This window comes from Cobetia sp. BMC6 (genome assembly GCF_029991385.1).
Classification (GTDB): Bacteria; Pseudomonadota; Gammaproteobacteria; order Pseudomonadales; family Halomonadaceae; genus Cobetia.
Window position 1 is genome coordinate 13,449 of the sequence record NZ_JAKUMF010000002.1, and the last position, 17,760, is coordinate 31,208.

At 63.4% G+C, this 17,760-nt stretch carries 15 protein-coding genes; 7 read left to right on the forward strand and 8 right to left on the reverse strand.

Annotation, left to right across the window (positions count from 1 at the left end; genetic code table 11):
* Positions 1-36: 36 nt before the first annotated feature.
* A complete protein-coding gene (locus MKZ40_RS04265; protein ID WP_175090605.1) occupies positions 37-1,974 on the forward strand; it encodes an ATP-binding cassette domain-containing protein in 1,938 nt (645 codons plus the stop codon).
* Between the two features lie 209 nt (positions 1,975-2,183).
* Here MKZ40_RS04265 and MKZ40_RS04270 read toward each other — a convergent pair whose 3' ends face one another.
* Complete coding sequence (locus tag MKZ40_RS04270) at positions 2,184-2,636, reverse strand: universal stress protein (RefSeq protein ID WP_175090604.1); 453 nt, start codon at positions 2,634-2,636, stop codon at positions 2,184-2,186.
* 209 nt (positions 2,637-2,845) lie between these two features.
* Here MKZ40_RS04270 and MKZ40_RS04275 point away from each other — a divergent pair, with 209 nt between their 5' ends.
* A complete protein-coding gene (locus tag MKZ40_RS04275) occupies positions 2,846-3,394 on the forward strand; it encodes a preprotein translocase subunit YajC (RefSeq protein ID WP_175090603.1) in 549 nt (182 codons plus the stop codon).
* 124 nt (positions 3,395-3,518) lie between these two features.
* Here MKZ40_RS04275 and slyA read toward each other — a convergent pair whose 3' ends face one another.
* Complete coding sequence (gene slyA / locus MKZ40_RS04280; RefSeq protein WP_043335305.1) at positions 3,519-3,965, reverse strand: transcriptional regulator SlyA; 447 nt, start codon at positions 3,963-3,965, stop codon at positions 3,519-3,521.
* Between the two features lie 217 nt (positions 3,966-4,182).
* On the reverse strand, positions 4,183-5,295 hold the full coding sequence (locus MKZ40_RS04285) for a DUF5924 family protein (RefSeq protein WP_175090602.1): 1,113 nt from the start codon (positions 5,293-5,295) through the stop codon (positions 4,183-4,185).
* A gap of 426 nt (positions 5,296-5,721) precedes the next feature.
* Between MKZ40_RS04285 and fadB the strand changes: the two genes are divergently transcribed.
* From fadB to MKZ40_RS04300, 3 genes are all read left to right on the forward strand, one after another.
* Positions 5,722-7,872, forward strand: a complete 2,151-nt coding sequence (gene fadB / locus MKZ40_RS04290) for a fatty acid oxidation complex subunit alpha FadB (RefSeq protein ID WP_175090601.1) — start codon at positions 5,722-5,724, stop codon at positions 7,870-7,872.
* Between the two features lie 92 nt (positions 7,873-7,964).
* Positions 7,965-9,143, forward strand: coding sequence for an acetyl-CoA C-acyltransferase FadA (fadA, locus tag MKZ40_RS04295; protein WP_175090600.1), 1,179 nt, complete (start codon positions 7,965-7,967; stop codon positions 9,141-9,143).
* 204 nt (positions 9,144-9,347) lie between these two features.
* Positions 9,348-10,280: an amidohydrolase family protein gene (locus MKZ40_RS04300; protein ID WP_175090599.1), complete on the forward strand. Its 933-nt coding sequence runs from the start codon at positions 9,348-9,350 to the stop codon at positions 10,278-10,280.
* 174 nt (positions 10,281-10,454) lie between these two features.
* On the opposite strand, the gene MKZ40_RS04305 is transcribed toward MKZ40_RS04300, so the two are convergent.
* The 5 genes from MKZ40_RS04305 to MKZ40_RS04325 all read right to left on the reverse strand — a co-directional run bounded on the left by MKZ40_RS04305 (position 10,455) and on the right by MKZ40_RS04325 (position 15,843).
* Positions 10,455-10,805 carry a hypothetical protein gene (locus MKZ40_RS04305; RefSeq protein ID WP_175090598.1) on the reverse strand — a complete coding sequence of 117 codons (351 nt, stop codon included), beginning with the start codon at positions 10,803-10,805 and terminating at the stop codon, positions 10,455-10,457.
* Positions 10,806-10,826: 21 nt separating this feature from the next.
* Positions 10,827-11,885 carry a DNA polymerase III subunit delta gene (holA, locus tag MKZ40_RS04310; RefSeq protein ID WP_043335288.1) on the reverse strand — a complete coding sequence of 353 codons (1,059 nt, stop codon included), beginning with the start codon at positions 11,883-11,885 and terminating at the stop codon, positions 10,827-10,829.
* A gap of 319 nt (positions 11,886-12,204) precedes the next feature.
* Complete coding sequence (gene lptE / locus MKZ40_RS04315) at positions 12,205-12,750, reverse strand: LPS assembly lipoprotein LptE (RefSeq protein ID WP_175090597.1); 546 nt, start codon at positions 12,748-12,750, stop codon at positions 12,205-12,207.
* 184 nt (positions 12,751-12,934) lie between these two features.
* Entirely contained in the window at positions 12,935-15,535 is a 2,601-nt protein-coding gene (gene leuS / locus MKZ40_RS04320) for a leucine--tRNA ligase (RefSeq protein WP_175090596.1), read from the reverse strand.
* A 176-nt stretch (positions 15,536-15,711) separates the two neighbouring features.
* A complete protein-coding gene (locus MKZ40_RS04325) occupies positions 15,712-15,843 on the reverse strand; it encodes a hypothetical protein (protein ID WP_282627795.1) in 132 nt (43 codons plus the stop codon).
* 11 nt (positions 15,844-15,854) lie between these two features.
* On the opposite strand from MKZ40_RS04325, the gene MKZ40_RS04330 reads away from it, so the two are divergent.
* A complete protein-coding gene (locus tag MKZ40_RS04330; protein WP_348994683.1) occupies positions 15,855-16,535 on the forward strand; it encodes a hypothetical protein in 681 nt (226 codons plus the stop codon).
* Positions 16,535-17,749: a tetratricopeptide repeat protein gene (locus tag MKZ40_RS04335; protein WP_175090595.1), complete on the forward strand. Its 1,215-nt coding sequence runs from the start codon at positions 16,535-16,537 to the stop codon at positions 17,747-17,749. Before MKZ40_RS04330 ends, MKZ40_RS04335 begins: the two co-directional genes overlap by 1 nt.
* Positions 17,750-17,760: the final 11 nt, after the last annotated feature.

Below are 17,760 nucleotides of genomic sequence, written 5' to 3' on the forward strand. Positions count from 1 at the left end.
TCCCGGCCGTGGACCCGTCACGAGTTGCTGCTGCACATGGCATTGTTACGACTGGAAAATCTTCAGCTGGCCTACGGCCATCACGTCCTGCTCAACGGGGCGGACCTTGTCGTCGAGCGCGGCGAGCGTCTGGCGCTCGTCGGCCGCAACGGCACCGGCAAGTCGACCCTGCTCAAGCTGATCACCGGCGAATTCCAGGCAGATGCCGGTGAGCTGTGGAAGGCGCCGGGCCTCAAGATCGGCGTGCTCTCGCAGGACCTGCCGGCCGCCGAAGGACGCACCATCTTCGATATCGTCGCTGAAGGCCTGCCGAAGGCGGGCGCGCTGCTGGCGGAGTACCATCATCTGATCAGCGATCCCGAGCCGGATCTCAAGCGTCTCGAGCACGTGCAGGTCGCGCTGGAAAGCGTCGATGGCTGGCAGTTCCAGCAGCGTATCGATACCGTGCTGACCCGTCTGGGTCTGCCGGAAGACACCATGATGGAAGACCTGTCCGGCGGCTGGCGTCGTCGTGTCGCGCTGGCGCGTGCGCTGGTGTCCGACCCGGACCTGCTGCTGCTCGATGAGCCGACCAACCATCTGGATCTCGATACCATTGCGTGGCTGGAAGAGCAGGTCGCGGCCTTCTCTGGCGCTGTACTGTTCATCACCCACGACAGGGCTTTCCTGAAACGCCTCGCGACCCAGATTCTGGAGCTGGACCGTGGTCGTCTCGGTCGTTATCCGGGCGACTACGCGGCCTACCAGGCCCAGAAGCAGCACGAGATGGACGTCGAGGCCAAGGAGAATTCCGAGTTCGACAAGAAACTGGCCCAGGAAGAGACCTGGATCCGCCAGGGGGTCAAGGCGCGTCGTACCCGCAATGAAGGCCGTGTACGTGCGCTGGAGAAGATGCGTGCCGAGCGTGGCCAGCGGCGTGAAGTGCAGGGCCGTGCGCGTATCGCCGTCGACTCCGCCGAGCGCAGCGGCAAGCGGGTCGTGGAGCTGGAAAACGTCAGCTATCGCTACGACGAGGCGCAGGAGCAGTGGGTCATCCGTGACCTGAGTATCGAGATCCAGCGTGGCGACAAGGTTGGTCTGCTGGGACGCAACGGTGCGGGCAAGACCACGCTGCTGCACATCCTGCTCGGTCAGCTGGAAGCCAGCGAAGGCAAGCGTATCGAAGGCACCAAGCTGCAGATCGCCTACTTCGATCAGCTGCGCAAGGGCCTCGACATGGAAGCCACCGTCTATGACAACGTGGCGCGCGGCAGCGACCGTGTCACGGTCGGCGGACGTGACATGCACGTGATGAGTTACCTGCAGAACTTCCTGTTCACGCCGGACCGCGCGCGTCAGCCGGTACGCTCCCTGTCAGGGGGCGAGTCCAACCGTCTGCTGCTGGCACGTCTTTTCACCATGCCTGCCAACGTGCTGGTGCTCGATGAGCCGACCAACGACCTGGATGTCGAGACGCTGGAGCTGCTCGAGGAGCTGTTGCTCGACTTTGACGGCACCGTGCTGCTGGTTTCCCACGACCGTGCCTTCATGGACAACGTGGTCACCAACATCCTCGCCTTCGAGGGCGACGGGGTCGTCAAGCCGTATATCGGGGGCTACAGCGACTGGATACGTCAGGGCGGGCATCTGCCGCCGGCGCCGTGGGAAGTCGAGCGTGAGCGCGAGGAAAAGCACCGTCGTGATGCCCAGGCAGAAGACGAGCGTCGCAAGCGTGAGGCCGCCCAGGCGCAGCAGGCCAACAAGAAGGTCAAGCTGCCTTACAAGCTCCAGCGCGAGCTGGATCTGATTCCGGCGACCATCGAGAAGCTGGAGGCGGAGGTCGCGACACTGGAAGCCGAGATCGCGGCGCCGGAGTTCTACACCGGGGATGCCAAGGTGGTGAAGAACACGCTGGAGAAGCTCAGCCACAAGCAGCAGGTGCTGGAAGAGACGATGGAACGCTGGATGGAGCTTGAGGCCATGCAGGAAGGCTGAAGCCGCAAGTGACGGTCATGCACACGTACGGTCATGGACTACGGTCATGGATTACGGCCATGAGTGACGATGCTTGATGGCCGTGCCGTGCAGAAAGTCCGTCAGCTGAATACACAAGAGGGCTGCCCATGGGCAGCCCTCTTGTCGTCCCTCACATGTCGTCGACGTGAGGTGTCGTCTGGCAGGAGGTGTCGTCTAGCCGGTCGCCATCATTCCTCGCTGTCATCCGCGCCGACGCGCACCGCCAGCACGTCGCACTGGGCGCCGTGCAGGACACCCGTGGAGGTGGAGCCCAGCAGCAGCGCAAAGCCATGGCGACCATGCGAGCCGACCACGATCAGGTCCACGTCGTGTTCGGCCGCGAAGCGATGAATCTCGCTATCCGGCATGCCGACCACCACGTACTGGTCTTCGGCGGCGATATCATGAGGCGTGGCGATCTCGCTGAGTCGTTCACGGGCGTGGGAATCCAGCTGGTCCTGGATGCTGGTCAGGTCCATCGGGATATCACCGCCATAGGCAAAGCCCAGCGGTTCCAGCGTATGGATGATGGAAATCTTGGCGCCGTTGCGCTTGGCGATCGGCAGTGCCCGCTCCAGCACCAGATGGGAATCCTTGGTCAGGTCGACAGCGACCAGTACATGCTTGTATTCGTTGCTCATCCTGAGGTCCTCCCGCAGAGGTTGGCCATTCGAGTGGCGTCGTGCACCTGCTTCCATGCTAGGCTTGCCGCCCCCTTGAACACAATGACTTACATCAACGTAATGACAGTGCGTGATACGCAACCCCTCGGGGCTGCATAGCCTATCTTGCGCCTTTACGCCATGTCCTGCTTGATGAAACCCTTGAATAGACAACCGTTGGATAGACGATGACGACTGCGCTGATCATCATTTTTGTCGTGCTGGCGATGCTGTCGCCACTGACCTGGCTACGCCCCAGCAAACGCGAGACGCGCACTTCACTGGTCCGCAAGGCGGTGATCGCCGATGGCATGCGGGTGGACCTCAAGGCGCCGCCTCTTTCTGACGCGCCCAAGGGCATCGTCGGCTATCGCCGTCCCTGGCCGACCGAACGCGATGTCACGCCCTTCATCCTCGTGCAGGATGAATGGGCCAGTGACGCTCTGCGTGAGGCGGTGCCGGGCTATCGCTGGCGCGAAGAGAGTCGCCTGGCGGATGACCCGGACGTCGCTGCGGCGCTGCTGCGCTTTACGCGCACGCTGCCGGAGGACGCCTTGATGCTGGAGTCGTCACTCTCCGGTCTGACGCTGTGGTGGGGCGAGAGTCTGGATGTGGAGAGCTGCCACGACTGGCGGCGCGAATTCGAGGTCCTGCATGCGCTGTTGATCGACAAGGCGCCTATCTCGCACAAGCGTCGTCCGCTGGTGGGCACCGAACCGAAGATGCCGGACGCCTGACACGGGCAGCCTTCCCGCCTGTAGAAAAAAGCCCCCATCGAGTGACTCGATGGGGGCTTTTTCATATCCCGCTTGCGTTCATGTCCTGCTGGCACGGCCGGCCATTTCCGGTCGGCATGTCGGGTCAGGCGCTTTCCGGCACCTTCTCGGAGATTTCCAGGCCATTGCGCTCCATGACACGCAGGCATTCGCAGAATTGATCGACCTGCGCCTCGCTCAGGCCCTCGAGCATCTCGATGCGAGTCTGCTCGGCGATGGCATCGATCTTCTCGATCAATGGCAGCGCCTTGCGGGTCAGGAAGATGCGCTTGGTGCGGCGGTCTTCCTCACAGGCACGGCGCTCGACCAGGCCCTGTTCGGTCAGTTGGTCCAGGGTGCGAACCAGCGACGGGGCTTCGATACCGATGGAGCGAGCCAGATCACATTGGGGCTGACCATCGCCCATGCGCCACAGGTGTACCAGCGTCATCCAACGAGTCTGGGTCAGGCCTAGTGGGGACAGTCGCTGGTCCAGAATGGCGCGCCACAGGCGCGGCAGGCGGGAAAGCTTGAGTCCGATATCTTCATGCATGGATAGGTCGTCCGCTGAGTGCAAAGGTGAAGGGGCTTTTGTCATTGGCGCGCGTCCAGCATCACTCAAAAGTGAATGAGACTGATTCCTTATCTGCGCCGCCCTTCACATCAGCATGCTAGGCAGTCTGGATAATTACAAGCCTGCGAACGAATTTTACGTCCATGGTCGAGTAACTCAGCGTTCCCGCTTGCGGAGTGACTCGTGGTGGCGACTGTCACAAACCCGGAATCAGGTTGGTGATACGCCAGCCGGGGATGCCGGGGGGCTGGCTGATGGTGCTGTCCGCCAGGGTCGCCTGCTGCGGATCATCGCTGACCAAGAAGCGCAGACTGCCGATGCGCTGTCCGTTCATCGTCTCGACATCGATGCGCCACTCGCCCTCGCTGCCCTGCGGGAAGGCCGTCTTGTGGGTCCAGGCGCGGTAGCCTTCGCTGCGTCCGCCGTTGATGTTCAGGGCGATGCGATCGACGACTTCGCCATCATGACGCCAGACGTGATAGACCTTCTCCGACAGACCGCGCGGCGCGCGAATGGCCGTGTAGGCGTAGAGGCCTCGGGCGGAGAGTTGCGCAGGTGTCAGCTGCATCTCGCCGCGCGGTGCGCGCGCCGCGGCATCGAAGTCCGGCGACAGGCTGCTGGCATTGATCCACAGCGTGGCAGGCGGAATCCAGGCACGTGCCCCCCAGGCACCCACCCCGAGCATCACGCTGATGCCGATCATCGCCAGACCGCCGACCAGACCGCGCGCGATGCGCAGGTTGGCGACGCTGGGCAGCGCGAACAGACTCATGGCGGCACAGGCGGCCAGCAGGCTCTCGCCCGTGGTCAGTTCCAGCAGCAGGGGCAGGGTGACCAGCACCACGACGAACACGCACAGGGCGTGGAAGCCGAAGTACAGCCAGCGATGACGCTCGGCCAGCCGGTAGTAGAAGGGGTCGAGAATCGACAGCAGGGTCGCGCCGCACAGCAGCAGCGTGAAGCCTGCCTGGCCGCTGGCCCAGTCGGTGGTCGCCAGGAAGAACGGCAGCGTGAAACACAGTGTCTCCTGCTGGATCAGCTGGGCCACGAAGGTCGCCAGCTTGCGGGGCAGGGCATTCTGACCGCGATGGCGGCGCAGGCGGCTCCACAGGCCTTCGGCGATCAGGATCAACCAGGCCAGCATCATGCCCAGCGCCAGCAGGCCGCCCAGCCATTGCTGACGGTTGACGAGAAAGAAACTGCAGATGCCGGCGGCGAAGCCGATGGGCGGCCATAGCCAGTGCCAGCGCTTGGTGCGTTCGACAAGGCCGGTCAGGCGTAGATACAGGGCGGTGAGAGTGCTGCTCATGAAAGCATGATATCGATGAGGCCTTTGAAAGCCTGCTGGCGCGCGAGGAGGTGTCGCGGTCAGCCTGCGGGTTGGGAAAGTGTTCAGGGTAACGCGGCTGCCTTGTGCGGTGTAGCGTCGATCTTTGCCTACATCGGCTGTCGATAGCGTGCGCCAGTCAGCTCAGTCCAGTATACAGACGCGCTGTGACCCCCGACCTTTCGCTAATGTCAGCAGGCTTGATCTTTGCCCGTCACTGGCCCAAGCTGGCTGTATTCAAACGCTTGTATGAAGCGCTGTGATGAGAGATGACTCTCACGTGGTGCCTCAGCCAGCGGCGAGTCCGGCGAGGCCGGTTGCCAACGCCCTCATGGCCAACGCCCAAATGGCAGTGACCATCGAGCGCCCGGCAGCCCCTTCACCTCTTTCTCTTGTGGAGATCCGTGGATGATCTATTCAGGCAAAATGCTAACCGTCGAGGCCAATCAGGACGCCATCGCCCTGTTGACCCTCGACCTTGAAGGCGAATCGGTCAACAAGCTGGCCAGCTACGTACTCAAGGAGTTGGGAGAGGCAGTCGAGGCCATCAAGGCGACGGCCGATCTCAAGGGGCTGGTCATCCGCTCCGCCAAGGAAGCGTTCGTGGTCGGTGCCGACATCACCGAGTTCCACCAGATGTTCGAGAAGGATGAAGCCTTCCTCATCGACATGAACATGAATATCCATGGCATCTTCAACGCCATCGAAGACCTGCCGTTCCCCACCGTCACTGCCATCAATGGGCTGGCGCTGGGCGGGGGCTGCGAGATTACCCTGACCACCGATTTCCGGGTCATGGCCGACAGCGCCAGGATCGGCCTGCCGGAGACCAAGCTCGGCATCATCCCGGGCTGGGCGGGCTGTGTGCGTCTGCCGCGTCTGATCGGGGCTGACAACGCCATCGAGTGGATCTGTGGTGGCACCGAGAACCGTGCCGACAAGGCGCTGGCAGTGGGCGCCGTCGATGCCGTCCTGCCGGTGGCCGAGCTGGACGCGGCGGCACTCGATATTCTGGCGCGTGCCAATGCCGGCGAGCTGGACTATCAGGCGCGTCGTCTCGAGAAGACCTCGCCGCTCAAGCTCAATGCCATCGAGCAGATGATGGCCTTCGAGACCGCCAAGGGCTTCGTGGCCGGCAAGGCCGGTCCGCACTATCCGGCACCCGTGGAAGCCATCAAGGTCATCCAGAAGGGCGCGGGGGAATCGCGTGAGCGCGCCCAGGCCATTGAGGCCAAGACCTTCGCCAGGATGGCGCTGACCGATGTGGCCTTCAATCTGGTTGGCCTGTTCATGAACGATCAGGTGGTCAAGAAGAAGGCCAAGGGTTACGAGAAGCAGGCCAGCGAGATCAAGCAGGCCGCCGTGCTGGGTGCCGGTATCATGGGGGGCGGCATCGCCTACCAGAGCGCCAGCAAGGGCACGCCGATCCTGATGAAGGACATCAATGGCGAGGCCATCGAACTGGGTCTGAAGGAAGCACGCAAGCTGTTCGGCAAGGGTGTCGAGCGCGGCAAGCTGACCACCGAGAAGATGGCGCAGGGCCTGTCCAACATTCGCCCGACGCTGTCCTACGGTGACTTCGGCAATGTGGACCTGGTCGTCGAGGCGGTGGTCGAGAATCCCAAGGTCAAGGCCTCGGTGCTGGCCGAGCTCGAGGACAACGTCGCCGAAGACGCCATTCTGACCTCCAACACCTCGACCATCTCCATCACGCGACTGGCCGAATCGCTCAAGCGTCCCGAGAACTTCTGCGGCATGCACTTCTTCAACCCGGTGCACCGCATGCCGCTGGTCGAGGTCATCCGTGGCGAGAAGTCCAGCGATGCTGCCATCGCCGCGACCGTCGCCTATGCCCGTCAGATGGGCAAGACGCCGATCGTCGTCAACGACTGCCCCGGCTTTCTGGTCAACCGCGTGCTGTTCCCCTACTTCGGTGGCTTCAGCCTGCTGGTCGAGAAAGGCGCCGACTATCAGCGCGTCGACAAGGTGATGGAAAAGTTCGGCTGGCCGATGGGCCCGGCCTACCTGTTGGATGTGGTCGGCATGGATACCGCGGTGCACGCCAATGCGGTGATGGCGGAAGGCTTCCCGGACCGCATGGCGCGTGACGGCAAGACCGCCATCCAGGTGATGTATGACAACAAGCGCCTCGGCCAGAAGAACGCTCTGGGCTTCTACCGCTACGAGGAAGACCGCAAGGGCAAGCCGAAGAAGCTGGCGGATGATGAGGCTCAGGCGCTGGTGGCACAGGTCGTCAGCGAGACGCGCGAGTTCTCCGATGACGACATCATCGCGCGCATGATGGTGCCGCTGTGCATGGAAACCATCCGCTGCCTGGAAGACGACATCGTCGGCAGCCCGGCCGAGGCCGACATGGCCCTGATCTACGGCATCGGTTTCCCGCCATTCCGTGGTGGTGCGCTGCGCTACGTCGATGCCATGGGGGTGGCCGAGTTCGTCGCGCTGGCCGACAGCCTGGCCGATGAGCTGGGGCCGCTGTATCGCCCGACCGAGGCGCTGCGCGAGCGCGCCAAGCGTGGCGACGCCTTCTACTCCTGAGCCTTGATGGCTGAGCGCCCGAGTGGCCGCCAGCACTATCCGACCAGAATTTTCGGCCCTCGCGACAGCGAGGGCCATGAGGGAGCCAGACAATGAATCCGAATCCGAGAGATGTGGTAATCGTCGATGGCGTGCGTACCGCCATGGCCAAGGCCAAGAACGGCGCCTTCCGACACGTGCGTGCCGAGAACCTGTCCGCCGCGGTAATGCAGGCGCTGTTCGATCGCAATCCCGGCCTGGTGCCGGCCGAGGTCGACGACATCATCTGGGGCTGCGTCAACCAGACCCTGGAGCAGTCAATGAACATCGCGCGCAATGCCGCCATCATGACCGGCATTCCGCGTACCGTGCCGGCGCAGACGGTCAACCGCCTGTGCGGTTCCTCGATGAGTGCCCTGCATATCGCCACCGCCAACATCAAGGCCGGCATGGGCGACTTCTATATCATCGGCGGTGTCGAGCACATGGAGCACGTGCCGATGGCGCATGGGGTCGACGTCAATCCGGCGGCCAGCAAGCATGCGGCCAAGGCGGCAATGATGATGGGCCTGACCGCGGAACTGCTCGGCAAGATGCATGGCGTGAGTCGTGAGCAGCAGGATGAGTTCGGCGTGCGCTCTCATCAGCGTGCCCAGGCCGCCGCCGATGAAGGCCGCTTCGATGATGAGATCATCGGCGTCGAGGGCCATGATGCCGAGGGTCGGCGTGTCCTGGTGACCCGCGATGAGGTCATCCGTGGCGATGCCAGCATGGAGTCCATGGGCAATCTCAAGCCGGTGTTCGATCCCAAGGGCGGTACCGTGACAGCGGGCACCTCTTCCGCGCTGTCGGTGGGCGCCTCGGGCATGGCGGTGATGAGCGCCGAGCGAGCCGAAGCGCTGGGCCTCAAGCCCATCGCTCGAGTGCTGTCCACTGGCGTGGCAGGCTGTGACGCCTCCATCATGGGCTACGGGCCGGTGCCGGCCTCCAAGCAGGCGCTCAAGGCCGCAGGCCTGACCATCGAGGACATCCAGACCGTCGAATTGAATGAGGCCTTCGCGGCGCAGTCGATTCCGGTGCTCAAGGACCTCGGCCTCCTGGAGCGTGTCGACACGGCGGTCAACCTCAACGGTGGCGCCATCGCACTGGGTCACCCGCTGGGCTGTTCCGGTTCGCGTATCTGCACCACGCTGCTCAACGTCATGAAGCAGCAGAACACTCGCCTGGGTCTGGCGACCATGTGCATCGGCATGGGCCAGGGTGTCGCGACCGTCTTCGAGCGACTCGACTGAACATCAGCACCTTCGGTCAGCGTCTTCGATAAGCGATCAGGCCACGGCTGATACCAAAAGCGGCATGTCTTCGGACATGCCGCTTTTTTGTCGGCAGGCTTTTGTCTGGAAACGAGAGGGGCGGCGCAGTATCGTGGCAGTGGGCGATTGAGCGTGACGTCGCCCCGGGCTTGATGATTGAGGTTACGCGAGGGAGTCGCATCGATGGACTGGAATCATGTCGAGCAGGATCTGCCGCGCGCCACGCCGCCCAGACCCTTGCCACACCCCCTGACCTTCCGGTTGCCGGCGGGCAGTATTGATTGTCACCTCCACCTGTTTGGTGACCCGGTGCGTTACCCATTGGCGGCGGACAGAACCTATGACCCGGCGCCTGTGGGGCTCAGTGAAGCACTCGAGATGCATCATGCATTGGGCGCCAGCCACGGCGTGCTGATACAGCCCAGTGTCTATGGCTATGACAATCGCCTGCTGTGCGACAGCCTGCAGAGCTGTCGCGAGCGTGGGCTGGACTACCGTGGCGTGGCGGTTGTCACGCCCGACATCAGTGATGCCGAGCTTGAGCGACTCTCCGAGCTGGGAGTGTGTGGCGTTCGCCTCAACCTGATCTTCGCCGGCGGGTTGCGCTGGCGTGATGTGATGCTGCTGGCGGATCGCCTGGCACGCTTCAAGTGGCACCTGGAATGTCTGATCGATGTCTCGACCTTCCGTGACATGGAAGCGCGCCTCGGCAGCTTGCCGGTGCCGGTGGTGATCGACCACATGGGCCATCTGGCGGCCACGCGTGGCCCGGAGTGCCCCGGCTTTGCCGCGCTGTGTCGACTGCTCAAGCAGGGGCGCACCTGGGTCAAGCTGTCGGCGCCTTACCGACTGACCACTCGCGGTCGCTTGCCTTATTCCGATGTCACGGCGCTGGTGCGGGCGCTGGTGGCGGCCAATCCGGAGCGCGTCGTGTGGGGCAGTGACTGGCCGCATCCCTATATCGGTGTCGAGATGCCGGAAGAAGACACCCTGGCCGAGCTGATGCAGCGCTGGTTGCCGGAGCGCGAGATGCGCGAGAAGATCTTCCGCGACAACCCGCGCAAGCTGTACGGCTACAAGGCGTTCGTGAAGTCCAAGGCGGATGCGGCGCATTAAGCGAAGTTGCCACGCTTACAAGCCGAAAAGCCGCATAAGGCAGACAAGCCGAATGGCAAGACGCCCCCATCAGCCTGCTGGTGGGGGCGTCTTGATGATTGGCGAGGGGAGCCGGAGAAAGACAAGAGGGGAGCCGAAGAGAAAGACAAGCGAGGAGAGGCGTGGCGCGCAGCTCTAGCGGGTCTGGAAGGCCACGCGCGTGCCATGGGCCAGCAGGCTGGCATTGTCGATCGGCGTCGTGGGCAGGCCGATCATCTCATTCTGTACTTCCGCCCAGGTCTGCACGCCGTGGGTCAGCCCCAGCGGCAACAGCAGGCGGCTTACCCATTGGGTGCCGGTGAAACGCAGGGACTGGCCGTTGTCATCGGCCAGACGACTGATGCCAGCAGCGTGGTGCAGGCGCACCATATGAAGCCCTTGATCCAGCGTCTGCACTTCCACTGTCAAGGTATTGCCTTCGGCAAGCCACAGACTCAGGGTCTCGATGTCGACGGCTTCGCCAAGCGTACTGGAGGAAGTCTGCATGCGTTCTCCCGAGTGTCTGAATCATACCACCTTGTAGGCGTGAGGCAGTTCGGCCAGTGGGCCGCGTCCGCCGGCGAGCGTCAGGGCGAGATCGACCATCCCGTCCCAGATGGGCAGCGTCATCCCCCCCTTGATCGCCATGTCGAGTCGCTGCGAGAACAGCAGCAGCTTGTGCAGGCGCTTGTGGGGCAGGCGGTTGAGCGCCTGTTGATAGAAGGGGCGACGCTTGTCGAAGATCATCGGCTTCTGCGCCTTGCAGGCATGCTCGAAGCTCTGGCCTTGATCGAGGTGCTGGCGCAGCGAAAGCAGAGTGCGCAGCTCGCGGGTCAGCGCCCACAGGATCACCGGCGGCTCGACGCCTTCTCCCCTGAGCCCGAGCACGATGCGACCACTGCGCTCGACTTCCCCCTTCAGACACGCATCGGCCAGCGTGAAGACATCATAGCGCGCATTGTCCTCGACGCCCTGGACGATGGCATTGCCATCCAGGCGTGCGCCCGGCGGATGCAGTAGCGCCAGCTTCTGCAGCTCTTGATCTGCGGCCAGCAGGTTGCCCTCGATGCGCTCGGCCAGCAGGCGGGCGGCGTCCTGATTCAGCTCGAGGCCGTGACGACGGGCGCGGTCGCGAATCCAGAAGCCGAGGCGGGAATGGTCCACCGGCCACACCGCGATGAAGACGCCGACCTTCTCCAATGCCTTGAACCACGCCGTCTGCTGCACCTTGCGATCGAGACGCGCCGCGGTGATCAGCAGGATGTCGCCATCCTTCTCGATGCGCTCGGCGTAGGCCTTGAGGACCTTGCTGCCTTCCTGGCCGGCACTCTGGGTGCCCATGCGCAGCTCGATCAGCTTGCGCGAGGCGAACAGAGACATGCTGGCGGCAGACTCGGTCAGGCGCCCCCACTGAAAGCCGTTCTCGACATGCAGTACCTCGCGCTCCTCGACACCGGCAGCGCGTGCCGCACGCCGGATGGCGTCGCAGCTTTCCTGGTGAATCAGCGGCTCATCACCGGCCACGATATAGACGGGGGACAGGCGCTTGTTGAGCTGCTCGTCGAGCTTGTCGGGATAGACCTTCATGAATGTCCTTCGATACTGCGCGGGTCTGGTGGGCAAGTGCGCCCAAGGCTTGGGCGGTCATTCACGAGCAGGGGATAGCCTCGGCGTGATGGTGGCCCTGAACAGGCACGGCCCCATGATGATCGGTTGCCCGATATCGTGGAGCCGTGCCTGGCGAACGTTGCGATTTCCAATCTCTACCAACTGCTGCCAGTTGTCTTCCACTTCTCTTGGCTTGCCTGTCGTCAATCGCCTTGGCGTCAATCGTCTGGCCTTTCAGAACTCATGGATCATGACTCATGACTCACGAACGGGGCGACTCAGTGCGGGAGCGTGGAGCTCAGGGCTTGATCGCGCGCAGGCGCTCCAGCAACTGACGGCTCAGGTCACGATTGACTTCCCTGGCCGCACGCTCACGCAGGTCATCGGTGTTGAGCAGGTCGTCATCGTTGGTGTAGTAGAGGCTGCTGGCCTGCAGTTCCTGCTGGTTGGCCAGATAGGCCCCATCGGACTTGCGCTGCAGCGAGTAGGTCAGGCGGTAAGTCAGTTCACGCTTGATGCTGCCGGCATCGCCGTAGGTGATCTGCTGCACGTTCTCACGGACCTTGCCCAGGTTGAGGGTCAGCGGGGCGCTGTCGCTCAACTGGATGTCGGCACGCTCGAGGGCGTCGCGCAGGGCGTCATGGGTCTTGGTGATCGGTGCCTGGACGTCCAGCTCGGTGATGGCCATCGGCGCATCATCCACGCCGCGCAGCTGGAAGCCGCAGCCGCTCAGTGTCAGCGCCAGGCCGACGCCGAGGGCGGCCAGCACACGACGGCGGCCGAGGCCGCGGGATGCACGCTCTGATGTGTCTGCTGAAACACTGGAAGACTTCGCTTGCGTCACCGTGACCTCCTGTCATGAACGAGTGTCATGATTATCTTGCGAGAGCGCTGCGTGGTGCCTGTCAGCATCACGCAGCGCACGGAATATGGCCGTCAGAGACCGACATCCTCTACTTGCCTGTCGGTCTCTGACGGAACCGGCGACTCGGGCCGCCGGTATCTTGCACTGCCTGGTCGGGTCACTATCAGTTGGCGACGATATTGACCAGCTTGCCCGGTACCACGATCACCTTGCGCACTGTCTTGCCATCGGTGTGCTTGGTGACATTGGCATCTGCCAGCGCCGCGGCTTCGATGGCATCGCGATCGGCATCGGCGGCGAAGGAAAGACGCGCACGCAGCTTGCCGTTGACCTGTACGACCAGCTCGATGCTGTCCTTCTTCATCGCGTCGGCATCAGCGACCGGCCAACTGGCGTCGATCACGGCTTCGTCGTGACCCAGTGTCGCCCACAGCGAGTGGCTGGCATGCGGGATGATCGGCGACAGCAGCAGCACGCAGGCCTCGACGGCTTCACGGCTGACGGCCAGGCCCTGCTCGGAGGTGTCCTCGAAGCGGCTGATGGCGTTGACCAGCTCCATCACGGCCGCGATGGCGGTGTTGAAGGTGGTGCGGCGGCCGATGTCGTCGCTGCACTTGGCGATGGTCTCGTGTGTCTTGCGACGCAGTGCCTTCTGATCATCGTTAAGTGCTGCCACGTCCAGCGCACCCGGAGTGCCGGCAGCGACGTGCTCGTGAACCAGACGCCAGACGCGCTTGACGAAGCGATGCGCGCCCTCGACACCGGAATCGGACCATTCCAGCGACTGCTCGGGCGGCGCGGCGAACATCATGAACAGGCGCACGGTGTCGGCACCGAAACGGTCGATCATCGACTGCGGGTCCACGCCGTTGTTCTTTGACTTGGACATCTTCTCGGTGCCACCGATTTCCACCGGCAGACCATCGGACTTCAACACGGCCTTGACGGCGCGGCCCTTGTCGTCGGTCTCGACGTCCACGTCCAGCGGGTTGAACCAGTCGCGGCCGCCTTTCTCATTGATGCGGTAATAGGTATCCGCGACCACCATGCCCTGGGTCAGCAGCTGCTTGAACGGTTCGTCGCTGTCGACCAGGCCGAAGTCACGCATCAGCTTGTGGAAGAAGCGCGAGTAGAGCAGGTGCAGGATGGCGTGCTCGATGCCGCCGATGTAGTAATCGACCGGCAGCCAGTAGTTGGCGCGTTCGTCCAGCATGGCATCGGCGTTGTCCGCACAGCAGAAGCGCGCGTAGTACCAGGAGGACTCCATGAAGGTGTCGAAGGTATCGGTCTCGCGCTGCCAGCCATCGCCCAGGTCACTGAAGGACGGCATCTTCTTGATCGGCGAGCCACCGGAGGCGTCGAATTCGACTTCCAGCGGCAGAGCGACCGGCAGCTCGTCGTCGGTCAGCGGGATGGATTCACCGTTCGGGCCATTCTTGACCGGAATCGGCGCACCCCAGTAGCGCTGACGCGAGACGCCCCAGTCGCGCAGGCGGAAGTTGGTCTTGACCTCACCACGGCCCTGCTCGACCAGGCGCGCGGCGATGGCATCGAAGGCACTCTCGAAGTCGAGGCCATTGAAGTCACCGGAGTTGATCAGCACGCCGTGCTCGGTGAAGGCGGCGTCGCTGACGTCGGGCGCATTGCCGTCGGCATCGGCGATCACGGCTTCGATCGGCAGGTCGTACTTGGTGGCGAATTCATGGTCACGCTCGTCGTGGGCCGGCACGGCCATCACGGCACCGGTGCCGTATTCCATCAGCACGAAGTTGGCGACGTAGACCGGCACTTCACGGCCGGTCAGCGGGTGGATGGCCTTGAAGCCGGTATCCATGCCGCGCTTTTCCATGGTCGCCATGTCGGCTTCGCTGGTACCGCCACGCGCGCATTCGGCGTTGAACTCGGCAAGCTCCGCATTGTGCTCCGCCGCGGCCTTGGCCAGCGGGTGAGCAGCGGCGACACCGACGTAGGTCACGCCCATCAGGGTGTCCGGACGGGTGGTGAAGACGGTCAGGGATTCCTGCACCTGGCTTGCCTTGGCATCGAGGCCGAAGCTCAGCTCGACACCGCGCGACTTGCCGATCCAGTTGCGCTGCATGGTCTTGACCTGCTCCGGCCACTCGACCTTGTCGAGGTCGGCCAGCAACTCTTCGGCGTAATCGGTGATGCGCAGGAACCACTGCGGGATTTCCTTGCGCTCGATCAGTGCGCCGGAACGCCAGCCACGGCCGTCGATGACCTGCTCATTGGCGAGCACGGTCTGGTCAGCCGGGTCCCAGTTGACGATGGAACTCTTCTTGTAGACGACACCCTTCTCGACCAGCTTGGCGAAGAACCACTGCTCCCAGCGATAGTATTCCAGGTCGCAGGTGGCGAACTCACGGCTCCAGTCGTAGGCGAAGCCCAGCGCCTTGAGCTGATCGCGCATGTAGGCGATGTTCTCGTGGGTCCACTTGCCCGGCGCGACGTTGTTCTTCATCGCGGCGTTTTCCGCCGGCAGGCCGAAGGCGTCCCAGCCCATCGGCTGCATGACGTTCTTGCCCTGCATGCGCTGGAAGCGCGAGATCACGTCACCGATGGTGTAGTTGCGCACGTGACCCATGTGCAGCTTGCCACTGGGGTAGGGGAACATCGACAGGCAGTAGAACTTCTCGCGGTTGGCGTCTTCCACCGCCTTGAAACACTGATTTTTCTCCCAGTACTGCTGGGCAGCCTGTTCGATCTGATCGGGAGCGTACTGTTGAGAAGTATCCTGTGAATCCATCGGGTCCGTCACTACCTTGGCATTGGCCGCTACCCGTCACCAGGGACAGGCAGGGCGTGAAGAGGTGGGCGGTCACATCGGGATGGGCCGCCACTGTCTGCGATGGGGTCAAGTCTACCCCAGACGCCAGGACTCAGGTAGGGGAGGCGAGCCCTGTGGCGCCAGGCGAATGCGCTTCATGCTGCCAGTGCCACGCGCTTGATGCGTGTCAGGGAGTGGAAGCGTGTGGCTTGTGTCGCAACGCCAACGCCACCATGCTGAAGGTAGAGCGCCATGCCCTCCCGCAGTACGGGAGAAGGTGAAGACACAAGGAGAGTCCATGAGCCAACCACGTGAACCCCGCGATCCCCATGAGCCGATCAGCGCCACGGAGCGTGATACGGCTGCCACGTCCTCGCACGACAGTGGCTTTGAAGATACGCCGATGCCTTCGCGTTCAGCCGCCAGTCAGCCGCAGGGCGAAGGTGAAAGACGTTTCGGCGATGCCTATGGGCGAATCCTGACGCGGCTGGAAGACAGCAGTGGTGAGCTGTCGTGGGATGGCCTCAAGGCCGAGCTGGATGAGGCGGTCAAGTTCGAGGCCGAGGTCGAGGAATTCACGCTCGACGAGCTGGCGCTGCTGCGTGCCTGGGTCGAGCGTGACATGCGTGAATTCCGCCGCCACCTGGCGACCGGTGGAGAAGGGATCGCCAGCTGGCTGGGGATCGATCTCTCGGTGCTGTCGCGCAGTGTCAGTTCCGCGCTGATGTCGATCGCGGACCGTACCGTGGTGGACCGCGCCCACTTCGAGGAAGACCTCGAGGCCGCGCGCGCCGACTACACCAGCGGCGAGGTCATCGCGCCGGGGCTATTGCATTGCGTGCACTGTGAGTCGACCACCACGCTCACGCGGCCCAGCGTGCTGGAACCCTGCCATGCCTGTGGACATCGTTTCTTCTCGCGTGGCGCGCCGCCCGTTACTCGTCAGCCCCCCACGACCGACGAGAGTGATCAGAGCTGATGGCGACACCGTCAGACTGGTTCGCCCCGGCGCACGCCACCTGGAGCGCCGGTCAGCGCCACAAGGCGTTGCAACAGCTGATCGAGCACTTCAACCAGCGCCCGCGTCCACGTGATGCGGGCCTCTTCAAGCAGATCTCCTATTACCTCTTTCTGCTCGCGGATTATCGCTCGGCCAGCCAGATTCTGGCCCAGGGGCATGTGGAGTGTCCGGCCGATGAAGAGATCGCGCTCAACCAGGTGGTGTGTCTGTCGCGTGCCAATGATGCCGCTGGCTCGCTGGCGGCCGGTGAGGCATTGGCCGCACGGGGCTGTCTCAATCCGGTGCTGTTCGACTCGCTGGCCAGCAGCGCGGCCAGGCTCAAGCGCCACGATGAGGCACGCGAGCATGGCAGTCGCGCCCTGGCGCTCAAGGACGAGCAGCATGGGAGCCTGCCGTTGGCGAAGGGCTGGCGACTGCCCGCTGCCCCCCCCTCGGCAGTCGCGGCCGGCAAGACGCGAGTGCTGGCCTTCGGTCTCTGGGGCAAGGGGCCGCGCTACTTGAACGGCATGCTGCATAACCTGCTGTTGGCACCGGTGCTGTATCCGGGGTGGCGGGTTCGGCTCTATCACGATGACAGTGTGCCCGACGACTTTCTGGCTCTGGCGCGGGAACTGGACGCCGAGCTGATCGAGCGTCCCTCCAGTGATACCTTGAGGCAGCGGCTGTGTTGGCGCTTCGCGGTCGCCGATGACCCGACGGTGGGCTACTTCGTGGTTCGCGACTGCGACAGCGTCATCAGCCTGCGCGAAGTGCGCGCGGTGCAGATGTGGCTGACGTCCGGGCGCTTCTTCCATGTCATGCGTGACTGGTGGAGTCATACTGATCTGGTGCTGGCGGGGCTGTGGGGCGGGGTGGCCGGAGTCCTGCCGCCACTCGAGACATTGCTGGCCCGGTGGCAGCCACAACATGTCGAGACGCCGAATATCGATCAGTGGTTCATGAAGGAATGCGTGTGGCGTTATCTGCGCGAAAGTCTGGTCAGCCACGACCGGTGTTACTCGCTGCAGATCAAGGGCCGCGACAGCCTGAAGTTCCCGGACGACGTGCTGGGAGAAGCGCCTGGCGGCACGGCGCATGTCGGCAGTGACGAGTGGACGCGCGATCGCGCCTTCCAGCGCCGCCAGCTGGGGCCATGGCTCAAGGAGGCCAGCTGGATGCGTGGCAGCGAATGAGCACAATCAAT